This is a genomic window from Aquincola tertiaricarbonis, from assembly GCF_023573145.1.
GTDB lineage: Bacteria > Pseudomonadota > Gammaproteobacteria > Burkholderiales > Burkholderiaceae_C > Aquincola > Aquincola tertiaricarbonis_B.
Genome location: NZ_CP097636.1, coordinates 3,243,476 through 3,263,955, shown reverse-complemented (window position 1 = coordinate 3,263,955; position 20,480 = coordinate 3,243,476). Strand labels below are relative to the sequence as shown.

At 71.2% G+C, this 20,480-nt stretch carries 15 protein-coding genes; 5 read left to right on the top strand and 10 right to left on the bottom strand.

The features are described from left to right. Positions 1 to 15 precede the first annotated feature (15 nt). The 5 genes from MW290_RS29400 to MW290_RS29380 form a co-directional block, all read right to left on the bottom strand. Positions 16 to 1,473: an efflux transporter outer membrane subunit gene (locus tag MW290_RS29400; protein WP_250197891.1), complete on the bottom strand. Its 1,458-nt coding sequence runs from the start codon at positions 1,471 to 1,473 to the stop codon at positions 16 to 18. Next, the gene (locus MW290_RS29395; protein WP_250197890.1) at positions 1,470 to 4,706 is read right to left on the bottom strand and encodes an efflux RND transporter permease subunit; all 3,237 of its coding nucleotides are present in this window, start codon (positions 4,704 to 4,706) and stop codon (positions 1,470 to 1,472) included. Before MW290_RS29395 ends, MW290_RS29400 begins: the two co-directional genes overlap by 4 nt. Next, on the bottom strand, positions 4,703 to 7,795 hold the full coding sequence (locus tag MW290_RS29390; RefSeq protein ID WP_310740184.1) for an efflux RND transporter permease subunit: 3,093 nt from the start codon (positions 7,793 to 7,795) through the stop codon (positions 4,703 to 4,705). The genes MW290_RS29395 and MW290_RS29390 overlap by 4 nt, the downstream gene beginning before the upstream one ends. 16 nt (positions 7,796 to 7,811) lie before the next feature. After that, on the bottom strand, positions 7,812 to 9,203 hold the full coding sequence (locus tag MW290_RS29385) for an MdtA/MuxA family multidrug efflux RND transporter periplasmic adaptor subunit (protein ID WP_250197888.1): 1,392 nt from the start codon (positions 9,201 to 9,203) through the stop codon (positions 7,812 to 7,814). A 108-nt stretch (positions 9,204 to 9,311) separates the two neighbouring features. After that, entirely contained in the window at positions 9,312 to 9,824 is a 513-nt protein-coding gene (locus tag MW290_RS29380; protein WP_250197887.1) for a TlpA disulfide reductase family protein, read from the bottom strand. Between the two features lie 11 nt (positions 9,825 to 9,835). Between MW290_RS29380 and MW290_RS29375 the strand changes: the two genes are divergently transcribed. Further along, positions 9,836 to 10,519: a DUF4197 domain-containing protein gene (locus MW290_RS29375; protein WP_375142904.1), complete on the top strand. Its 684-nt coding sequence runs from the start codon at positions 9,836 to 9,838 to the stop codon at positions 10,517 to 10,519. On the opposite strand, the gene MW290_RS29370 is transcribed toward MW290_RS29375, so the two are convergent. The 5 genes from MW290_RS29370 to MW290_RS29350 form a co-directional block, all read right to left on the bottom strand. Beyond that, positions 10,516 to 11,655 carry a hypothetical protein gene (locus tag MW290_RS29370; RefSeq protein ID WP_250197886.1) on the bottom strand — a complete coding sequence of 380 codons (1,140 nt, stop codon included), beginning with the start codon at positions 11,653 to 11,655 and terminating at the stop codon, positions 10,516 to 10,518. The genes MW290_RS29375 and MW290_RS29370 overlap by 4 nt on opposite strands. Before the next feature lie 209 nt (positions 11,656 to 11,864). Next, positions 11,865 to 13,193 (bottom strand): c-type cytochrome, encoded by a 1,329-nt coding sequence (locus MW290_RS29365; RefSeq protein ID WP_250197885.1) that lies wholly within the window; start codon positions 13,191 to 13,193, stop codon positions 11,865 to 11,867. Further along, positions 13,190 to 13,912 carry a c-type cytochrome gene (locus MW290_RS29360; protein WP_250197884.1) on the bottom strand — a complete coding sequence of 241 codons (723 nt, stop codon included), beginning with the start codon at positions 13,910 to 13,912 and terminating at the stop codon, positions 13,190 to 13,192. The genes MW290_RS29365 and MW290_RS29360 overlap by 4 nt, the downstream gene beginning before the upstream one ends. A 66-nt stretch (positions 13,913 to 13,978) precedes the next feature. After that, positions 13,979 to 14,593, bottom strand: a complete 615-nt coding sequence (locus MW290_RS29355; RefSeq protein ID WP_250197883.1) for an outer membrane lipoprotein — start codon at positions 14,591 to 14,593, stop codon at positions 13,979 to 13,981. Positions 14,594 to 14,717: 124 nt separating this feature from the next. Then, positions 14,718 to 15,275 (bottom strand): HNH endonuclease, encoded by a 558-nt coding sequence (locus tag MW290_RS29350; protein ID WP_250197882.1) that lies wholly within the window; start codon positions 15,273 to 15,275, stop codon positions 14,718 to 14,720. 127 nt (positions 15,276 to 15,402) lie between these two features. Here MW290_RS29350 and MW290_RS29345 point away from each other — a divergent pair, with 127 nt between their 5' ends. From MW290_RS29345 to MW290_RS29330, 4 genes are all read left to right on the top strand, one after another. Next, complete coding sequence (locus tag MW290_RS29345) at positions 15,403 to 16,806, top strand: S1 family peptidase (protein ID WP_250197881.1); 1,404 nt, start codon at positions 15,403 to 15,405, stop codon at positions 16,804 to 16,806. Next, on the top strand, positions 16,776 to 17,792 hold the full coding sequence (locus MW290_RS29340) for an FHA domain-containing protein (RefSeq protein WP_250197880.1): 1,017 nt from the start codon (positions 16,776 to 16,778) through the stop codon (positions 17,790 to 17,792). The genes MW290_RS29345 and MW290_RS29340 overlap by 31 nt, the downstream gene beginning before the upstream one ends. A gap of 131 nt (positions 17,793 to 17,923) precedes the next feature. Beyond that, positions 17,924 to 18,580: a TetR/AcrR family transcriptional regulator gene (locus MW290_RS29335; RefSeq protein ID WP_250197879.1), complete on the top strand. Its 657-nt coding sequence runs from the start codon at positions 17,924 to 17,926 to the stop codon at positions 18,578 to 18,580. 82 nt (positions 18,581 to 18,662) lie between these two features. Beyond that, complete coding sequence (locus MW290_RS29330) at positions 18,663 to 20,453, top strand: acyl-CoA dehydrogenase C-terminal domain-containing protein (RefSeq protein WP_250197878.1); 1,791 nt, start codon at positions 18,663 to 18,665, stop codon at positions 20,451 to 20,453. The last annotated feature ends 27 nt before the right edge of the window (positions 20,454 to 20,480 follow it).

Genomic DNA, 20,480 nt, shown 5'->3' with positions numbered 1-20,480 from the left:
TTCTAGAAGCCGCCCTCAACCCCCCGTGCCGGAGGCCGCCGACGGCACTTGCCAGCCGCCGCCCAGCGCCTGGATCAGGCTGACGGTGGCCGTCTGCCGCTGCACGATGAGCTGCAGCACGCTGCGCCGGGCCGACAGCGCCGACACCTGGGCCGTGACCACCTCGGTGAAGCTGACTTGCCCGGCGCGGTAGCGGTTGAGCACCTGCTGCTCGGTCTGGTCGGCGGCCTCGGAAGCGGCGCGCCGCAACTGCAGCTGGCGCTCCAGCGATCGCAGCGCGGCCAGCTGGTCTTCCACGTCCTGGAAGGCGGTGAGCACCGTCTGCCGGTAGCTGGCCACGGTCTGTTCCCAGGCGGCGCGCGACTGGTCGATGCGCGCGCGGTTGGCACCGGCGTCGAACACCGTCTGCGCCAGCGACAGGCCCAGCGACCAGGCCGCGGCCGAGGCGCTGAACAGGTCGGACACGCGCGAGCTGTTGAGCCCGTACTGCCCGGTGAGCGTGAAGCTGGGGTACAGCGCCGTCTGGGCCACGCCCACGTCGGCATTGGCAGCAGCCACCCGGCGCTCGGCGGCGGCGATGTCGGGCCGGCGCAGCAGCAGCTGCGATGGCAGCCCGGTGGGCACCGCCGGTGGCTCGGCCCGCCAGGGCGCATTGGCGGCATCGACCGCAATGGTGAGGTCGGCCGGCGCACGCCCCAGCAGCACCGCGATCGCATGCTCCAGCTGCGCGCGGCTGCGCTCCAGCGCCACCAGGTCGGCCTCGGTATTGGCCAGCTGCGTTTGCGCCTGCAGCACGTCGCTCTTGAGCGCCAGGCCGGCGTCGTAGCGGTTCTGCGCGATCTGCGCGGCGCGCTGGTAGGCGGCCAGGGTGTCGCGCAGCAAGGCCATCTCGGCATCGGTCTCGCGCAGCGAGAAGTAGTTGGTCGCCAGCTCGCCCTGGGCCGACAGCGTGGCCGCGGCCAGGTCGGCCTCGCTGGCCTGGGCGCGGGCGCCGGCCGCCGCCACGTTGCCGGCCACGCGGCCCCATACGTCGGCCTCCCAGCTGGCGCCCAGGGCCAGGTTGTAGCGCTCGCGCGCCGCGGACGTGGAGCCGTCGCCGCCGCTGCGGGTGGCGCCGCCCGACAGGCTGAGCGATGGAAAACGCGCCGCCCGTTGCTCGCGCACCAGGGCGCGGGCCTGGGCCAGGGCCGCGGCGCTGGCGGCCACGTTCTGGTTGGACACCTGCACCTGCGGCATCCAGCCGTCCAGCTGTGCATCGCCGAACAGCTGCCACCAGGGCCCGCGCGACAACGCATCGGCCGGCACGGACGCCTGCCAGCCGGCCGGGGGCGCCTCCTTGAACTGGGCGGGTGGCGGCAGCGGGCCGGCCTCCGGCAGCGGCGTGCTGGCGCAGCCCGCCAGCAGCAGGGCCAGCAGCAGCGCAGCCAGGGCCGGCGGCGCGCGGCGGGTGGGGGAGGAAGGCAGTCGGGTCATCGCGGCAGTTCAGGCACCGGCGCCGGGTCGATCTGGCGGCTCAGGTGGTGTTCGTCGGGTTTGCGGCGGCGCAGCTTGTCCAGCAGCAGGTACACCACCGGCGTGGTCAGCAGCGTCAGCAACTGGCTGGCGATCAGGCCGCCGATGATGGCGATGCCCAGCGGCCGGCGCAGCTCCGAGCCTTCGCCGAAGCCGATGGCCAGCGGCAGCGCGCCCAGCGCGGCGGCCAGCGTCGTCATCAGGATGGGCCGGAAGCGCAGCAGACAGGCTTCGCGCACCGCCTCGAAGGCGCTGAGGCCACGCGCTCGTTCGGCATCGAGCGCAAAGTCGATGATCAGGATGGCGTTCTTCTTGACGATGCCGATGAGCAGGAACACGCCGATCAGCGCGATCAGCGAGAACTCCATGCGAAACAGCAGCAGCGCCAGCACCGCGCCCACGCCGGCCGAGGGCAGGGTGGACAGCACCGTGATCGGGTGCACCAGGCTTTCATACAGCACGCCCAGCACGATGTAGATGACCACCAGCGCCGCCAGGATGAGCAGCGGCTGCTGGCCCTGCGACTGCTGGAAGGTGGCGGCCGTGCCCTGCACGCTGCCGCGCACGTTGATCGGCATGCCGATCTCGGCCTCGGCCCGGGCGATGGCGGCTTGCGCCTGCGACAGCGTGGCGCCATCGGCCAGGTTGTACGAGATGGTGGTGGCCAGCTCGCCGTCCTGGTGGCTGATGGACGAAGGCGTGCTTTCTTCGCTGAAGCGGGCGATGGCCGGCAGCGGCACCATGTTGCGGGCGCTGGTGCTGACTGCCGAGCCGGTGGAGGCATCACGCAGCGAGGCATTGGCCGTGCTGCTGCTGGCCAGCGTGGCGGCGTCGGTGCCGGTGGACGAGGTGGTGGTGCTGCGGTTGGCGGTGTTGCCGGCGGCCACGTTCACGTCGTTCAGCGCCAGCGGGCTTTGTGCGTAGCGCGGCGCCACTTCCATCACCACGCGGTACTGGTTCAGCTCGTCATAGATGGTGGCCACCTGCCGCTGGCCGAAGGCGTTGTACAGCGCGGTGTCCACGTCGCGCGCGCTCAGGCCCAGGCGCGAGGCCGTGTCCTTGTCGATGTGGACGAAGGTTTCCACGCCGTTGTCCTGCTGGTCGGTGTCGATGTCGGTCAGCTCGGGCTGCTGGCGCATCTGCGTGGCCAGCTTCAGCGCCCAGTCGCGCAGGTCGGCCGCGTTGTCGCTCTTGAGCGTGTACTGGTAGGTGGAGTTGCTCTGCCGCCCGCCCATGCGCAGGTCCTGCACGGTGTTCAGGAACAGGCTCACGCCGCTCACCTGCGCCAGCTGGGGCCGCAGCCGTGCGATCACCGCCTGGCCACCCACGCCGCGTTCTTCCAGCGGCTTCAAGTTGACGAACAGGAAGCCGCTGCCCGCGCGAGAGCCGCCGGTGAAGCCCACCACCGTGTCCACCGCCGGGTCGGCGCGGATGATGTCCACCAGCTGCTTGAGCTTGGCCTGCAGCGCCTGGAACGAGATGCTCTGGTCGGCCCGCAGGCCGCCGTTGATCTGCCCCGTGTCCTGCTGCGGGAAGAAGCCCTTGGGCACCGCCGCGAACAGCCACACGTTGAGGCCGATCACCGCCACCAGGATGAACATCACCAGCCCCGGCGCATGCAGCGCCCAGTCCAGGCTGCGGGCATAAGCGCGCTGCAGCCGGGCAAAGCCGGCCTCGGACCAGCGGGCCAGCCGGCCCGGCTGGTGCTGCACCGCGCCGGGCTTGAGCAGCCAGGCGCACATCATGGGCGTGGTGGTCAGCGAGATGACCAGCGAGATCATCACCGCCACGCTGAGCGTGACCGCGAACTCGCGGAAGATGCGGCCCACCAGCCCGTCCATGAACAGCAGCGGGATGAACACCGCCACCAGCGACAGGCTGATCGACACCACGGTGAAGCCCACCTCGCGCGCGCCCAGCAGCGCGGCCTCGAAGCGGTTGCGGCCGGCCTCGATGTGGCGGCTGATGTTCTCCAGCACCACGATGGCGTCGTCCACCACGAAGCCGGTGGCCACCGTCAGCGCCATCAGGCTCAGGTTGTTGAGGCTGAAGCCCAGGAAGTACATCACCCCGAAGGTGCCCAGCAGCGACACCACCGTGGCCACCGCCGGAATCAGCGTGGCCCGCACGCTGCGCAGGAAGAGGCTGACCACCAGCACCACCAGCAGGATGGAGATCAGCAGCGTCAGCTCGATCTCGCGCAGCGAGGCGCGGATGGAGTTGGTGGCGTCCGAGGCCACGTGCAGCGTGACGTCGGCCGGCAGCTGCGCCTGCAGTTGCGGCACCAGCGCGCGCACGGCGTCCACCGTCTCGATGACGTTGGCGCCGGGCTGGCGGGTGATGAGCACGATGACCGCCGGGCTGCCGTTGAACAGGCCCAGCGTGCGCCGGTCCTCGGGCCCGTCGCTCACCGTGGCCACGTCGGCCAGCCGCACCGCGGCGTCGTTGCGCCAGGCGATCACCAGGCGCCGGTAGTCCTCGGCCAGGCGGCCGATCTGGGAGGTGTAGACCTGCAGCTGCAGGCCGTTGCCTTCGATGGCGCCCTTGGGCCGGTTGGCGCTGGCCGACTGGATGGCCGCGCGCACGTCGTCCAGCGCGATGCCGTAGCGCGCCAGCGCCAGCGGGTTGAGCGCCACGCGCACGGCGGGCAAGGAGCCGCCGCCCACCTCCACGTCGCCCACGCCCCTGACCTGGGCCACCTTCTGCTGCACCAGGTTGCTCACCTCGTCGTAGATCTGCTGCGGCGTGCGGCCGGGCGAGGTCAGCGCCAGGATGATCACCGGCGCGGCCGACGGGTTCATCTTGCGGTAGGTGGGGTTGCTGCGCAGCGTGGCCGGCAGGTCGCTGCGTGCGGCGTTGATCGCGGCCTGCACTTCGCGGGCGGCGCTGTCGATCTTGCGGTTGAGGTCGAACTGCAGCGTGATGCGGGTGGAGCCCGTGCCGCTGCTGGACGTCATCTCGTTGAGGCCGGGCAGCGTGCCCAGCCGCCGCTCCAGCGGCGTGGCCACGCTGCTGGCCATGGTGTCGGGGCTGGCGCCCGGCAGGCTGGCGCTCACCGAGATGGCCGGGAAGTCCACCTGCGGCAGCGGCGCCACCGGCAGCACGAAAAACGCCGCCAGCCCCGCCAGCGCGATGCCCAGCGTCAGCAGCATCGTGGCGATGGGCCGGCGGATGAAGGGCTGGCTGAGGTTCATGCGCGGCCCTGCAGCCGTTGGCCCAGCCGGTCGAAGGCCAGGTAGATCACCGGCGTGGTGAACAGCGTGAGCACCTGGCTGACCACCAGCCCGCCGAAGATGGCCAGGCCCAGCGGCCGCCGCAGCTCGGCCCCGTCGCCGAAGCTGAACATCAGCGGCAGCGCGGCGAACAGCGCCGCCATCGTGGTCATCAGGATGGGCCGCAGCCGCAGCAGCGCCGCCTGGTGGATGGCCTCGCGCGGCGACTTGCCTTCGTGCCGTTCAGCGTCGATGGCGAAGTCGATCATCATGATCGCGTTCTTCTTGACGATGCCGATCAGCAGGATGATGCCGATGATGCCGATCACGCCCAGGTCGTGGCCGGTGACGATGAGCGCCAGCAGCGCGCCCACGCCGGCCGAGGGCAGGGTGGACAGGATGGTCAGCGGATGCACCGTGCTTTCGTACAGCACGCCCAGCACGATGTACACGCACACCACCGCCGCCAGAATCAGCCACAGCTGGTTGGTCAGCGAGCTTTCATAAGCCCCCGCCGCGCCCAGGAAGTGCAACGACAAGCTGGCCGGCAGGCCGATGGCCTGCGCCGCGGCGCGGATCTCGTCCACCGCCTCGCCCAGCGACACGCCGTTGGCGGTGTCGAAGCCCAGCGTGGCCGAGGGGTACTGCGCCACGTGCGTCACCTGCAGCGGTGCAGCCACCTCCTCGATGCGCGCAAAGGCCGACAGCGGCGTGGCCGTGCCCGCGCTGGTGGGCAGGTGCAGCAGCTTCAGCGCATCGGGCGTGCTCAGCAGCCGCGGGTTGGCCTCCAGGATCACGCGGTACTGGTTGGTCTCGGTGAAGATGGTGGAGACGATGCGCTGGCCGAAGGCGCTGTACAGCGCCTCGTCCAGCGCGGTGGCGGTGATGCCCAGGCGCGAAGCGGTGTCGCGGTCCAGCGTCACCTGCACCGCGCGACCCTGTGCGCCGGCATCGGTGACCACCTGGCTGAGCTTGCCGTTGCCGCGCAGGTGCTCGGTGAGCTTCTGCGTCCACTGGTTGACGGTGGCGGTGTCGGCGCCTTCCACCGACACGCGGTAGGGCGTGGGGCCGGTCTCGGCGTCGATGGTGAGGTCTTGCGTGGGCTGCAGCGACAGCGTGATGCCGGCCACCGTGGCCACCCGTTGCCGCAGCCGCGCCATCAGCTCGGTCTGGTTGCCGCCGCTGCGGTCGGTCTTCAGGTTGATGAAGAGCCGGCCGGTGTGCAGCATGGTGTTGTTGGCCGCGTCCACGCCCACGAAGCTGGTGATGCTCTCCACGTCGGGGTCCTGCATCAGCGCTTCGGCGGCCTGCTGCTGCAGGCTGGCCATGCGTTCGTAGCTCACCGAGGGCGCGGCCTCGATGCGGGCCTGCAGCTGCCCGGTGTCCTGCACCGGGAACAGGCCCTTGGGAATGAGCACGTACAGCAGTACCGTCAGCGCCAGCGTGGCCAGGGCCACCAGCAGCGTCAGGCCCTGGTGGGCCAGCACCTGCTGCAGGCCGCGGTCGTAGTGCGCCACCACGCGGTCGAAGAAGCGCTGGATCGCCGCGCCCAGGCCGTGCGGCGGCACTGAGGCATCGTGCGGCTTCAGCCAGCGGGCCGACATCATCGGCACCAGTGTCAGCGACACCACGGCCGAGATCAGGATGGTGATGGCCAGCGTGATGGCGAACTCGCGGAACAGCCGGCCCACCACGTCGCCCATGAACAGCAGCGGAATCAGCACCGCGATCAGCGACACCGTGAGCGAGATGATGGTGAAGCCGATCTCGGTGGCGCCCTTGACGGCGGCCTGCATCGGCGGGTCGCCTTCTTCGATGTGGCGCGCGATGTTCTCCAGCATCACGATCGCGTCGTCCACCACGAACCCGGTCGCGATGGTCAGCGCCATCAGGCTGAGGTTGTTCAGGCTGTAGCCCAGCAGGTACATCACGCCGAAGGTGCCCACCAGCGAGATGGGCACCGCCAGGCTGGCGATCACCGTGGCGCGCAGGCTGTGCAGGAACGCGAAGATCACCAGCACCACCAGCACCACCGCCAGCACCAGCTCGAACTGCACATGCTGCACCGACGCGCGGATGCCGCGCGTGCGGTCGGCCAGCACCTGCACCTCCACCGACGCCGGCATGCCGGCCGTGAGCTGCGGCAGCCGCGCGCGGATGGCGTCCACCGTCTGGATCACGTTGGCGCCCGGCTGGCGCTGCACGTTGATGATGATGGCCGGCTGCAGCGCACCGCCGCCGCGGCCGGCCCAGGCGCCCAGTCGCACGTTCTCGGCGCTGTCCACCACGCGGGCCACGTCCTTCATGCGCACCGGCGCGCCGTTGCGCCAGGCGACGATCAGGTTCTTGTACTCGTCGGCCGTCAGCAGCTGGTCGTTGGCATTGATCGAGTAGCTGCGCGTGGCGCCGTCGAAGCTGCCCTTGGCGCCGTTGGCATTGGCCGCGCTGATGGCGCTGCGCAGCGTGTCGATGGCGATGCCGTAGGAGGCCAGCGACTGCGTGTCGGCCTGGATGCGCACCGCCGGCCGTTGCCCGCCCGACAGCGTCACCAGGCCCACGCCGCTGACCTGCGAGATCTTCTGCGCCAGCCGCGTGTTCACCAGGTTCTGCACCTCGGTCAGCGGCAGGCTGTCGGAGGTGACGGCCAGCGTCAGCACCGGCGCATCGGCCGGGTTGACCTTGGCATACACCGGCGGCGCCGGCAGGTCGGCGGGCAGCAGCGAGCTGCCGGCATTGATGGCAGCCTGCACCTCCTGCTCGGCCGAATCCAGCGACAGATCGAGCCCGAACTGCAGCGTGATGACCGACACGCCGGCCGCGCTGGTGGAGCTCATGCGCGCCAGGCCCGACATCTGGCCCAACTGGCGTTCCAGCGGCGCGGTGACGGTCTGGCTCATCACCTCGGGGCTGGCGCCGGGGTACAGCGTCTGCACCTGGATGGTGGGGTAGTCCACCTGCGGCAGCGCCGACAGCGGCAGGAAGCGAAAGCCCACCAGCCCGGCCAGCAGGATGGCCAGCATCAGCAGCGAGGTGGCCACCGGCCGCTGGATGAAAGGGCGCGACGGACTCAATGCCATGGCCGGCCGCTCACTCGCCGGCCGCGGGGGCGGCGCCGCTGGCCCGCCGGTGCGGGCGGCTGGCGGCACCTTCGGGCGCCGAAGCACCGCGGCCCGGCCGCGAGGCCCCGCCGCCCGGGGCCGAGGCGCCGCGTTGCGGCCGGTCGCCGGCCACGGTCACGCGGGCGCCGTCCTTCAGCCGGTCGGCGCCTTCGGTCACCACGGTGTCACCGGCCTGCAGGCCGGTGGTGATCTGCACCCGGTCGTGGGTGGCCTGGCCACGCTGGACGGCGCGCTGGCTCACGGTGCGGTCTTCATTGAGCAGGTAGACGAAGTCGCCGTCGTTGCCATGGCGCAGCGCCGCCACCGGAATCGTCACCGCGTCGCGCACGCTGTCCAGCTGCATCTGCACGTTGACGAACTGGTTGGGAAACAGCGTGCGGCCGGCATTGGCAAAACGCGCCTTGGCCTTGACGGTGCCGGTGGTGGTGTCGATCTCGTTGTTGAGGGTGGAGAAGCTGCCCGTGTCCAGCACCGTGGCGCGGCTGCGGTCCAGCGCCGTCACCGGCAGCTGCGCGCCGGCGGCGATGCGGCGCTCGATGTCGGGCACGCGGTCCTGCGGCACCGCGAACTGCACGTCGATCGGCGCCACCTGGGTGATCACCACCACGCCGTTGGCATCGCTGGACGACACCACGTTGCCCACGTCCACCACCCGCAGGCCCACGCGGCCCGAGACCGGCGCGGTGATGCGGGTGTAGCTCAGGTTCAGCCGCGCCGTGCCTTCGGCCGCGCGGTCCGACAGCACGGTGCCTTCCAGCTGCTTGACGTTGGCGACCTGCGTGTCCACGTCCTGGCGGGCGATGCTGTCCTGCTTGAGCAGGGTCTGGTAGCGCTCCAGCGTCAGCCGGGCCAGCTGCAGCTGGGCTTCGTCGCGCTGGCGCTGGCCTTCGGCCTGCATCAGCGCCAGTTCAAACGGGCGCGGGTCGATGACGGCCAGCACGTCGCCGGCCTTGACCATCTGGCCTTCGCGGAAGCGCACCTCCTTCAGCACGCCCGAGACCTGCGGCCGCACCGTGACGGTGGCCGAGGGCGTGACGGTGCCCAGCGCCTCGATGACGATGGGGATGTCGGCGCGCGTGGCGCGGGCCACGCCCACGGTGGTGGCCGGGCCGCCGCGGCCCATGCCCATGCCCGGGGGTCCACCGGGCCCGCCGGGGCCGCCCATGCCGGGCGGTCCGCCGGCCGCACCCGGAGGCGCGCCAGTGGCAGCGGGGCGGTGAGTCAGATACCAGGCCAGGCCAAACAGCGCCAGCAAGGCCAGCAGCGCAACGAGGCGGCCCACCCAGCGGGCGCGGCGGCTGGGTCGCCGTTCAGCCGCGGCCGCCGGTGTGGCCGCGACCGGTGTTTGTTCTTCTTGCATTCAAGGTCCTCTTGGCCCAGGCGGGCGGGGACGATGATGCCTTCATGCCCGGGCGCGCGCCGGACGGGGATGAGAACAGCGCCGGTTTGCCGGCGTATTGCTGAGTGGCTAGGCTTCCGCCAGCAGCTGCTCCACCAGCTTGTGCAGGGCCGCGAAGTCGGGCGCGCCGACGTAGCGCTTGACGATCTCGCCGCGCTTGTTGATCAGGTAGCTGGTGGGCGTGAGCTGCACGTCGCCGAAGCGGCGGGCGATCTCGCCGGTGTTGTCGATGGCCACGCCGAAGGGCAGCTTGCGCGTCTCGGCGAAGCGGGCCACGTAGGCCGGCGGGTCGTAGCTCATGGCCACGGCCACGGTCTCGTAGCCCTGGCCCTTGTACTTGTCGTAGGTGGCGACGATCTGCGGCATCTCGGCCACGCAGGTGACGCAGCTGGTGGCCCAGAAGTTGACCAGCACCACCTTGCCGCGCAGGGCCTCGGTGCTGCCCTTGCTGCCGTCCAGCAGCGTGTACGACACTGCAGGCACCGCTTCGCGCGGGCCGAAGGCCTGCCAACCCAGATAGCCGCCCGCTGCAACGAGCAGGCCCACAGCGACGGCTGCAGCGGTGTGTTTGACAGATTTCATGGACGGTTCCGATGAGAAGGCGTGAGTTTATGGCGGTGGCCCTGCCCACGGGCATGGTCGGGGGTTTGCTGGCGGCGCAGCCGGCCTGGGCGTTGAGTGAAAGCGACGCCGCGATCGGCGTGCGCACCGCCATCGAGCGGGGCGCCGAGGCGGCGGTGGGACTGCTGGGCCGCAACGATGGTTTCCTGGGCAACCCCAAGGTGCGCATCGAGCTGCCGGGCCCGCTGCAGCAGGCGGCCGGGCTGCTCAAGGCCACCGGCCAGGGCGGCCGGCTGGACGAGCTGGTGACCGCGATGAACCGCGCCGCCGAGGCCGCGGTGCCGCAGGCGCGCACGCTGCTGGTGAACGCGGCGCGGTCGATGTCGGTGGAAGACGCGCTGCGCATCGTCCGGGGCGGTGACACCTCGGTCACCGACTTCTTCGCGGGCAAGACGCGCGAGCCGCTGACGCAGCAGTTCTTGCCCATCGTCGGCCGCGCGACCGAGAAGGTGTCGCTGGCCGCCAAGTACGACGCAGTGGCCGGCCGCGCCGCCAAGCTGGGCCTGCTGAAGGAGCGCGACGCCGACCTGCGCGGCTACGTCACCGCCCGCGCGCTGGACGGCCTGTACCTCACCATCGGCGAACAGGAACGTGCGATGCGCCGCGACCCGGTGGGCACCGGCAGCGCCATCCTCAAGAAGGTGTTCGGCAGTTAGGACCCCAGGCGTTTGCCCAGCTCGTGCACCAGCGCGGCGGGCAGTGTGCGGGCCAGCGCATCGCGGCCCACCTTGGCGATCGGGCGGCCGGCGCCGTCCGAGATCTCCAGCACGGTGCCCTGTTCCTCGATCTCGATGAACGGGAAGTCGGGCACGCTGGCCAGGATCTCCGAGCGCAGGATGTCCAGACGCAGGCCACGCACCAGCGCCGCGTAGGCGATGGTGTGCGGCAACCCGCCGTGGCAGAAGTCCCGTGCCTCTTCCACCGAACCGGCGAAGTCCAGGATCAGGCCCAGGTGCTGCACCGCCTCGCGCACCTGGGTGCGGCGGTCGCGGCGCGGCTCGATCACCAGCAGGCTGGCACCGGCCAGCGGCCGGGTGCTGGTGGCTTGCTGGGCCGGCGGTTCCGGCTCCGGCGCGCTCACGCCTTCACCCATCGCGTTGACGGTGCGCGGAAATTCGATGCTCACCAGCGTCTGGCTGGCGGTGTCCTGCCGGTCCAGGCGCAGGCCCATGGCGCGGGCGGTCTGCTGCAGCACCCGCCAGCGCAGCGTGTCCAATGCCGGCGCCGGGAAGGGCGCGGCCGGGTCGGGCACGCGGTCGGGCGGCGTGTGGTTGAAGCGGCAGGTCAGCAGCGCATGCGGCGGCCAGGCCTGGTGGTCCAGCGTCAGCTGGATGGGTGCGCAGGCGCCGCGGCCAGCCCAGTCCAGCAGCGTGTGCAGCAGCCCGAACAGCAGCGAGGGGTCCACCAGCACCTCGGCCGCCTTGAGCTGGGCGCGGGCATTCAGGCCGCGGGCCGTCAGCACGCCGGCATGCTGCTGCAGCACCTCGCTCATCAGCGCCGCCAGCTCCACGCGCTCATGGCTCTGGCGCAGGCGGCCGCCGGTCAGCCGGGCCAGCTGCTGGGTGGCCATCGCCGCGGCGCGGGCCTCTTCCACCGCCTCGCGCAGCGGCGCGGCGTCGTGACTTTCCAGCCGACCGGCCTGCAGCAGGGCTTCCAGGCGGGCGGCCACGCGGGTCAGGGGGCCGGCCACTTCGGCACCGGCTTCCCCCAGCACTTTGGGCCAGGGCGTGTCATCGGTCCGCACGCTCCCGGAAGGGGTGGCGGGCAGGCGGGCGGGTTCGGGTAATTCCATGGGGTCCTTCACACGCCCGCTGCAATTGCAACTATTTGCTTCTGGGCGCTTGCGCGATGCTCGCCCGTCCAGCCGCGATCGTCTCCCCATGATCTGGGGCTGGCGCCCCACAGTGTGATCTGCCTTCGTGAAATGCTTCACGCGGTTCACCCCTGCGGGGGAAGGACAACCCTCAAGTTTCTGGTGCCTGCCTCGTGGCGCAGCTCAGCTCAATAGCCTCCGGCCGTCGACCCGGTGCGAAAGCGATTCACCTCGAAGGTGCTGAGCGGCGCGGCTTGGTGGCCCCAGGCGCTGCGCACGTAGCTCAGCAGCGTGGCCACTTCGTCGTCGGTGAGCACGGTGGCAAACGGCGGCATGCCGTAAGGCCGCGGGTTGCCGGCGGTGGCCGGCGGAAATCCCCCGGCCAGCACCACCCGCACCAGGTTGGCGGGCGGCTCCATCGTCACCGTGCGGTTGCCGGCCAGGCGAGGGTAGATGCCAGGCGCGCCCTGGCCTTGCTCGCCATGGCAGCTGGCGCAATGGGTGCCGTACAGCGCCTGGCCCCGCGCCAGCCGGTCGGCGCCGGCGGGCGGCGCTTCGCGGCGCGGCAACGGCGCCGGCTGCTGCGGCAGGCCGCGCAGGTAGGTGGCCATGGCGTTCAGGTCGTCAGGCCGCAGGTGCTGGGTGCTGTGCAGCACCACCTCGGCCATCGGGCCGATGACCGAGCCTTGCGGCGCCACGCCGTGCTGCAGCAGCGCCACCACGTCGGCCTGCGGCCACTCGGCCACGCCGGCCTGCTGCGGCGAGTTGAGGGCCGGCGCGTACCAGTTCTGCATCGGAATCAGTCCGCCGCCCAGGTCCAGCGTGTTGCGGGTGGCGCCCAGCACGTTGCGGGTGGCGTGGCAGGCGTTGCAGTGGCCCAGGCCCTGCACCAGGTAGGCCCCGCGGTTCCATTCGGCCGATTGGCGGGTGTCGGGCTCGAATGAGGCAGGGCGGAAGTACAGCGTGCGCCAGGCCGCCAGCGCCAGCTGGGTGTTCACCGGAAAGCGAAGCTCGTGCGGCCGCGCCGGTTGCGCCACCGGCGGCAGGCTGCGCAGGTAGGCGAACAGCGCGTCCGAATCGGCCCGCGACACGTGCGTGGTGTTGGGGTACGGAAAGGCCGGGTACAGCAGCCGCCCGTCGCGCGAGCGGCCCTCGTGCATCGCCAGCCAGAAGTCGTCGGCCGACCAGGCGCCGATGCCGGTCCCCACGTCGGGCGTGATGTTGCTGGTGTAGACGGTGCCGAAGGGCGTGGGAATGGCCGCGCCGCCGGCACCGCTGGCGCCGCCGCGCGCGGTGTGGCAGGCCATGCAGTTGCCGGCACGCGCCAGGTAGGCGCCCTGGGCCACCAGCTCGGCGGTCGGGGGCGGCAGCTGGGCGGCGGGGCGTGCGGCATCGCGGCCATCGCGCAGTTCCCATAGCACACGGGCGCCGAAGACGGCGCCGGCCAGCAGCGCAACGCCGGCGATGCCGACCAGCGCCTGGCGCAGCCGGCTGCGCGGGGGGCGTGCGGCGCTCACTTCGCGGCCTCCGGCAGGCCGCCGCAGCGCATCGGCCAGCTGGGCGGTGGCACGGCCACTGGGTGGGCATCGGCCGGCAGCGGCTGCGCCGCCAGGTAGTGCGACACCGCGCCGATGTCCTCGGGCGCCAGGCTGCGGGCGATCTGGCCCATGCAGTCCGGCGCGTGCGCCTTGCGCTGGCCGGTGCGCCAGGCGCCCAGCTGGGCATTGAGGTAGTCGCGCGGCAGGCCCAGCAGCCCCGGCACCGCCGGGGCCACGCCGGTGAGCGCGGCGCCGTGGCAGGCGGCGCAGGCGGGGATCTTGCGCGAGGCGTCGCCCTGGGTCACCAGCCGCTGGCCGCGGGCGCGTTCTTCCGGCGTGCCGGTGGGCGCCTTGGGCGCAGGGTAGGGCAGGTCCAGGCTGGCGAAGTGGCCGGCGATCTCGTGCAGGTACTCGTCGGTCAGCGGCGCCAGCAGCTCGCCCATCAGCGCGTAGTGGCGCCGGCCGTCGCGGAAGTTGACGAGCTGGTTGTACAGGTAGCCGGCCGGTTTGCCGGCGATGCGCGGGTAGTAGCCGTCGCGGGCGGCCCGACCCTCCTTGCCGTGGCAGGCGGTGCAGGCCTGCATGCGCTGGGCCATCGAGTCTTCAACGGTCACCGGGGCAGCGGCAGGGGCGGCCAGGCCGGTGGCGCCGGCCAGGGCCAGGGTGAGCGACGCGAGCGTGCGCGGGAGGTGGGTCATGCCACCGAGGTTAACTGCCCGGTGGCTGCCCTGCATCGGCCCGCGAGGTGGCAGGCCTGCGCCCGATCAGCTGCGCAGCGGCCCGGTGGGCGAGTACACGGGCGCGACGCTGGGCGTGGTGGCCGGTGCCTGCGAGCTGGGCGGCTGCGGCGAATACACCGGCGCCGGCGGATTGGTGCGCGGCACGGTGCCGGCCGGGGCCCGGGCGACGCGGGTCTTGCCGCCGCTGGTGACCAGGATCACCGGTTCGCCCGGTTGCCAGTTCTCGTTGCCCTTGGCCTGCACCACCGCGCGGCGCTCGCCGCTGGGCAGCTGCACCAGGATTTCGTAGGCGTCTTCGCGGGTGGCGGTGCGTTCCACCGCATTGCCCACCACCGCGCCGGCCACCGCGCCCAGCACGCCGATGATGGCGGACTCGGTGCCGTGGCTGCGGCTGGCGCCCAGCGCACCGCCCACCAGCGCGCCGGTAACGCCGCCACCGCCGCTCTGGCTGCCGTCCACCGTGACCGGCCGCACCGACAGCACGGTAGCGTCCTGCACGCTGGACAGGCGCTGGGCGTCGCCGCGCTGGACGACGTCGGGGCTGGTGGTGGAGCAGGCGGCCAGCGAAGCGGCCATGCACACGGCCAGCAGCAGGGTGGCGGGCCCGGCCGGGCGGCGGGGGGCGGGGGTGCGGTTCATCAATCTTCTCCGATGCGTCCTGCCACAACGTGCAGGCGGGTGCAGGAGTTGACCCGCCGCCGCCGGGGCCGTTCGTGTCGGACGCGTAAGTTTTTGTTGAGCCCGGCCCCGCGGGCGGCTGAGCCTAAGTGTGCAGGCGGCTGGAACGCGGCACGCTGGCCAGCAGGAATTCCATCTGGTCGGCCAGGATGCGGCGGCCACGCAGGATCATGTCCTCGTGCAGGCTGGGCACGTAGGGCAGGTACATCAGCGTCATGCGCGCTTCTTCGGGCAGCCGGCTGCCCTTGCGGCCGTTGCAGGCCTTGCAGGCGGTGATGCAGTTCATCCAGCTGTCGGCGCCGCCGCGCGAGGTGGGCACGATGTGCTCGCGCGTCAGGTCGTCCACATGGAAGTGGCCGCCGCAGTAGGCGCAGATCTGCCGGTCGCGCACGAACAGCTTCTGGTTGGACAAGGCCGGCGACTGCCGCCAGGCCCGGCTGGGCACGGCGCCGCGCACGGCGATGATGGAATGCACGGTGATCACCGATTGCCGGCCGGTGGCGCGCTGGATGCCGCCACGCAGCACCTGCATCGGGTCGCCAAGCGTCCAGGCCACGCCGTCGCTGGCATAGATCACGGCGGCCTCACGCGCGGTGATCCAGGCTTGCGGGCGTCCTGACACGTCGAGCTGCAACACGTCCATGGATGCGAACCTTCCGAGGCACAGGATAGCGCGTCAACGTGACACGACTCAACACGCCGTTAAACATCCCTACCACACGGCCCCGGCGCCGCAACGCGCGCCAGCGCGGGTCGGACGAGAATGGGGCATGCATGTCATCCAACGCGCCGCCCTGGCCGCGGCGTTGACGGCGCTGGCCCTGGTGGCCGGCGCCCAGCCGGGGCCCAACGCGGCCCCGCCCCTGAACGCGCCCTCCAGCGCGCCCCCGATCGCGCCTCCCACGGCGCCGGCCGCTTCCGCCGTGGCGCCGCCATCGGCCGGCGGCCAGCGGGTGTACGACAGCGCCCGCCAGCGCCTGGTGCAGGTGCGCACGCTGCTGCGCCAGCAGGACAGCCAGGCGTCGGTGGGCTCGGGCTTCCTGGTCAGCGACCAGGGGCACTTCATCACCAACTACCACGTGGTCAGCACCATGGCGCTGGAGCCGCAGCGCTACCGGCTGGTGTACAGCACCGACGACGGCCAGCGCGGCGTGCTGCAGTTGCTGGCGGTGGATGTGGTCAACGACCTGGCGCTGCTGAAGGCGGCCGACCCGGCGCCGCTGGCCGCACGCGGGGTGATGCCCTTCCGACCGGCCGATCAGCCGCTGGGCCGCGGCGAGCGCATCTTCTCGCTGGGCAACCCGCTGGACGTGGGCTTTGCGGTGGTGGAGGGCGCCTTCAACGGCATGGTCGAACGCAGCTTCGTGCCCACCATCTTCTTCGGCGGCTCGCTCAGCTCGGGCATGAGCGGCGGCCCGGCGGTGGACGACCGCGGGCGCGTGATCGGCATCAACGTGGCATCGCGCCGCGACGGCGAGCAGGTCAGCTTCCTGGTGCCGGCGGCGCCGGCCCGGGCGCTGTTCGAGGCCCACCGCAACGACGCGCCCGTCACCCAGCCGATGCAGGGCGAGATCGCCCGCCAGCTGCTGGCCCACCAGCAGAAGCTGACCGACGCCTTCATCGCGCTGCCCTGGCGCCAGGCCGGCCATGCGCGTTACGCCATTCCGGTGCCGCAGGAGGACTTCATGCGCTGTTGGGGCGGCAGCACGCCGCCGGGCAGCCGCGGGCTGGAGTTCGAGCGCTCGGACTGCGCGATGGACAGCCGCATCTACATCGACGGCAGCCTGCAGACCGGCCACTTCAGCGTGCGGCACGAGGCCTACGACGGCCGCTCCTTGGGCGCGCTGCGCTTTGCCGAGCGCTACAGCAGCAGCTTCCAGAACGAAGGCTTCGGTCAGAAGACGCGCCAGCTCACCGCGCCCGCCTGCCGCGAGTCCGAGGTCAAGCAGGCGCCCGACGCGCTGCCGCTGCGCTCGGTGCTGTGCCTGCGCGCCTACCGCAAGCTGCCGGGGCTGTACGACATGAGCGTGCTGGCCGCCACGCTGGACGGCCGCACCGTGGGTGCCCAAGGCCGCTTCGACGCCCACGGCGTGAGCTGGGACAACGCCCTGCGCCTGGCCGACCATTACCTGAAGGGATTTGCATGGCAGCCGAACCAGCCCGCCTCGCGCTGATCGAGGTGTTCGACCGCGACGGACGGCTGCCGCGGCAGTTCGACGTCACGGCCTGGCCGGTGCGCATCGGCCGCGGCATGGACTGCCACCTGGTGCTGGACGACCCGCACATCGCCGGCCACCACGCCACGCTGGAGCTGGACGAGCAGGGCGAGCTGCAGCTGACCGCCGGGCCCTCCCTCAACGGCTTGCGCGTGGGCCGGCGCAAGCTGCAGGCCGGCCAGCGGCTGCCGCTGACGCAGGCCGCCGCGCAAGACTGGCAGCTCGGGCTCACCCGCCTGCGGCTGCGCATGCCGGGCGAGGTGCTGGCCGACGAGGTGCCCCTCGGCGGTACCGCCGAGCGCCGCCGCTCGCTGGTCACAGCCGGATGCGCGCTGGCGCTGTGGGCGCTGCTGCTGGGCGAGCACTGGGTGCAGCTGGACCCGGGCAGCAAACCGTCGGACTGGCTGACGGCGGTCTTCGGCCCGCCGCTGGCGTTGCTGCTGTGGTCGGGCCTGTGGGCGGTGGTGGCCAAACTGTTCCGCCACCGTTTCGAGTTCGAGGTGCACTTTGCGCTGGCGGTGCGCTTCGCCCTCTTGCTCACGGTGCTGGGCAGCGTGCTGCCGCAGCTGGCGGCTGCGCTGGCCTGGCCCGGGCTCTTCAGCACCATCGAGCCGCTGATCGCCGTCGTCAGCGTGGTGTGGCTGGCGCGCCATGGCGCCCTGGTGTTTCCGCAGCGGCGCAAGACGCTGGGCGCGATGGCCGTGGGCATGCTGGTGGCGGCTGGCGCCACCGGCATGACGCTGCGCCACCAGAACGAGGCGCCGCTGGTGGGCCCGCTGTACATGAGCGTGCTGCCCACACCGGGCTGGCGCCTGTCGCGACCGATCACGCCCGACGAATTCGTGGAACGTGCGGGCAGCCTGCGCGGTCAACTGGACCAGCGGGCGCGCACCGACGCGGACGATGCCGACAGCCCGGAGAGCGACGGCGAAGACCAGGAGTGAGGCTGCCCCGGAAGGGGCAGGGGTCGCGGGGCGGCCGAGAAAAATTTTTCGGCCAAGGGCCCCACAAAAGGGTGGATGCCTGCAAAATAGAACGATCGTTCGTTTCTTTTTGGCCGCACCCCCCGCCCGTCATGCAGTCCAACGCCGCCGCCGTGCCGCCCGCCGCCAAGCCCGGGCGCCAGCCCTTGCAAAAGGGTCAGCAGACCCGCGCCGCCATCCTCGATGCGGCGCTGAGCCTGGCTTCCAGCGCCGGCCTGGAAGGCCTGTCCATCGGCGTGCTGGCCGAGCTGATGCAGATGAGCAAGTCGGGCGTGTTCGCCCACTTCGGCTCGCGTGAAGAGCTGCAGATCTCCGTCATCCGCGAGTACCACGCGCGCTTCGAGGAAGAAGTCTTCTACCCCGCCATCCGCGAGCCGCGCGGCCTGCCGCGGCTGCGCGCGCTGTTCGAGCGCTGGGTGCGCCGGGTGTCGGTGGAGCTGGATTCGGGTTGCATCTACATCAGCGGCGCGGTCGAGTTCGACGACCGGCCCGGCCCGGTGCGCGATGCACTGGCCGACATGGTGCGTTCCTGGCAGAGCGCGCTCGACCGCGCGATCCGCCTGGCCATCACCGAAGGCCATCTGCGTGCCGATACCGATGCGCTGCAGATGGTGTTCGAGGTACACGGCCTGATCCTGTCGTTGCACCACGACGCCCGTTTCCTGCGCATCCCCGGCGCCATCGACCGGGCGCGCAATGCCTTCGAGCGCATCGTGCAGTACTACGCCCAGCCCGGCGCCTTGCCTTGAATTCCGGCGGCGCGCCAAGGGGCGCGTCGTTGTTGTCCCGTTTTTCGTTCAACCGTAGCCCACCCGTCGAGGAGACCCGACCATGCCCCAATACACGCCCCCGCTGCGCGACATGCAATTCGTGCTGCACGAGCTGCTCGACGCCACCGGCACGCTGAAGGCGCTGCCCAAGCACGCCGAGGTGGATGCGGACACCATCAATGCGGTGCTGGAAGAAGCGGGCAAGTTCGCCGCGCAGGTGCTGCTGCCGCTGAACCAGGTGGGCGACCGCGAAGGCTGCGTGCTGGACAAGACCACCCACGAGGTGAAGGCGCCCACCGGCTTCAAGGAGGCTTATGCGCAGTACGTGGAAGGCGGCTGGGCCGCGCTGAGCTGCGATCCGGCCTACGGCGGCCAGGGCCTGCCGGTCACGCTCAACCAGTGCCTGTACGAGATGATGAACTCGGCCAACCAGGCCTGGACCATGTACCCCGGCCTGTCGCACGGCGCCTACGAGGCGCTGCACGCCCACGGCTCGCCCGAGCTGCAGCAGCGCTACCTGCCCAAGCTGACCAGCGGCGAATGGACCGGCACCATGTGCCTGACCGAGCCGCATTGCGGCACCGACCTGGGCCTGCTGCGCAGCAAGGCCGAGCCGCAGGCCGACGGCAGCTACAAGATCAGCGGCAACAAGATCTTCATCTCGGCCGGTGAACACGACCTGGCCGCCAACATCGTGCACCTGGTGCTGGCCCGCCTGCCCGACGCACCGGCCGGCAGCAAGGGCATCTCGCTGTTCGTGGTGCCCAAGTTCATCCCGAACGACGATGGCTCGCTGGGCGAGCGCAACCCCATCTTCTGCACCGGCCTGGAGCACAAGATGGGCATCCACGGCAACGCCACCGCGCAGATCACGATGGAAGGTGCACGCGGCTGGATGGTGGGCCAGCCGCACAAGGGCCTGGCCGCGATGTTCGTGATGATGAACGCCGCCCGCCTGGGCGTGGGCAACCAGAGCCTGGGCCTGACCGAGATCGCCTACCAGAACGCCGTGGCCTACGCCAAGGACCGGCTGCAGATGCGTGCGCTGTCGGGCCCCAAGGCGCCCGATCAGCCGGCCGATCCCATCATCGTGCACCCCGACGTGCGCAAGATGCTGCTGACCGCCCGCGCCTATGCCGAGGGTGGCCGCGCGATGTCCATGTACACCTCGCTGCAGCTGGACGTGGAACTGGCCAGCGAAGACGAGGCCGAGCGCCAGGCCGCCGCCGACGAGGTGGCGCTGCTGACGCCCATCATCAAGGCCTTCATCACCGACAACGCCTGGATCGCCACCTCGCACTGCATGCAGGTGTACGGCGGCCACGGCTTCATCGCCGAGTGGGGCATGGAGCAGTACGTGCGCGACTCGCGGATCAACATGATCTACGAGGGCACCAACACCATCCAGTCGCTGGACCTGCTGGGGCGCAAGGTGCTGGCCGACGGCGGCAAGAAGCTCAAGGCCTTCGGCAAGAAGGTTGCCGCCTTCGTGGAAGAAGAGGGCGTGAACGAGGACATGCAGGAGTTCATCAACCCGCTGGCCGACCTGGGCGACAAGGTGACCAAGCTCACCACCGAGATCGGCATGAAGGCGATGCGCAACCCCGACGAGGTGGGCGCCGCCGCGGTGGACTACCTGCGCGTGACCGGCCACCTGGTGTTTGCGTACTTCTGGGCCCGCATGGCCAAGGTGGCGCTCGAGAAGAAGGACGCGGGCGACCCGTTCTACACCGCCAAGCTGCACACCGCGCGCTTCTATTTCGCCAAGCTGCTGCCCGAGACCGCCGGCCTGATCCGCAGCTGCCGCGCCGGCCTGGAGCCGCTGATGGCCATGGACGAGGCGCTGTTCTGAGCGGCCGCCTGGCCACCAAGGAGACAA

Excerpts from the sequence above, each read along its gene's own strand:
- MW290_RS29400 (WP_250197891.1), bottom strand. The coding sequence starts at position 1,473 with ATGACCCGACTGCCTTCCTCCCCCACCCGCCGCGCGCCGCCGGCCCTG.
- MW290_RS29395 (WP_250197890.1), bottom strand. The coding sequence starts at position 4,706 with ATGAACCTCAGCCAGCCCTTCATCCGCCGGCCCATCGCCACGATGCTG.
- MW290_RS29385 (WP_250197888.1), bottom strand. The coding sequence starts at position 9,203 with ATGCAAGAAGAACAAACACCGGTCGCGGCCACACCGGCGGCCGCGGCT.
- MW290_RS29380 (WP_250197887.1), bottom strand. The coding sequence starts at position 9,824 with ATGAAATCTGTCAAACACACCGCTGCAGCCGTCGCTGTGGGCCTGCTC.
- MW290_RS29375 (WP_375142904.1), top strand. The coding sequence starts at position 9,836 with ATGAGAAGGCGTGAGTTTATGGCGGTGGCCCTGCCCACGGGCATGGTC.
- MW290_RS29370 (WP_250197886.1), bottom strand. The coding sequence starts at position 11,655 with ATGGAATTACCCGAACCCGCCCGCCTGCCCGCCACCCCTTCCGGGAGC.
- MW290_RS29360 (WP_250197884.1), bottom strand. The coding sequence starts at position 13,912 with ATGACCCACCTCCCGCGCACGCTCGCGTCGCTCACCCTGGCCCTGGCC.
- MW290_RS29355 (WP_250197883.1), bottom strand. The coding sequence starts at position 14,593 with ATGAACCGCACCCCCGCCCCCCGCCGCCCGGCCGGGCCCGCCACCCTG.
- MW290_RS29350 (WP_250197882.1), bottom strand. The coding sequence starts at position 15,275 with ATGGACGTGTTGCAGCTCGACGTGTCAGGACGCCCGCAAGCCTGGATC.
- MW290_RS29345 (WP_250197881.1), top strand. The coding sequence starts at position 15,403 with ATGCATGTCATCCAACGCGCCGCCCTGGCCGCGGCGTTGACGGCGCTG.
- MW290_RS29340 (WP_250197880.1), top strand. The coding sequence starts at position 16,776 with ATGGCAGCCGAACCAGCCCGCCTCGCGCTGATCGAGGTGTTCGACCGC.
- MW290_RS29335 (WP_250197879.1), top strand. The coding sequence starts at position 17,924 with ATGCAGTCCAACGCCGCCGCCGTGCCGCCCGCCGCCAAGCCCGGGCGC.
- MW290_RS29330 (WP_250197878.1), top strand. The coding sequence starts at position 18,663 with ATGCCCCAATACACGCCCCCGCTGCGCGACATGCAATTCGTGCTGCAC.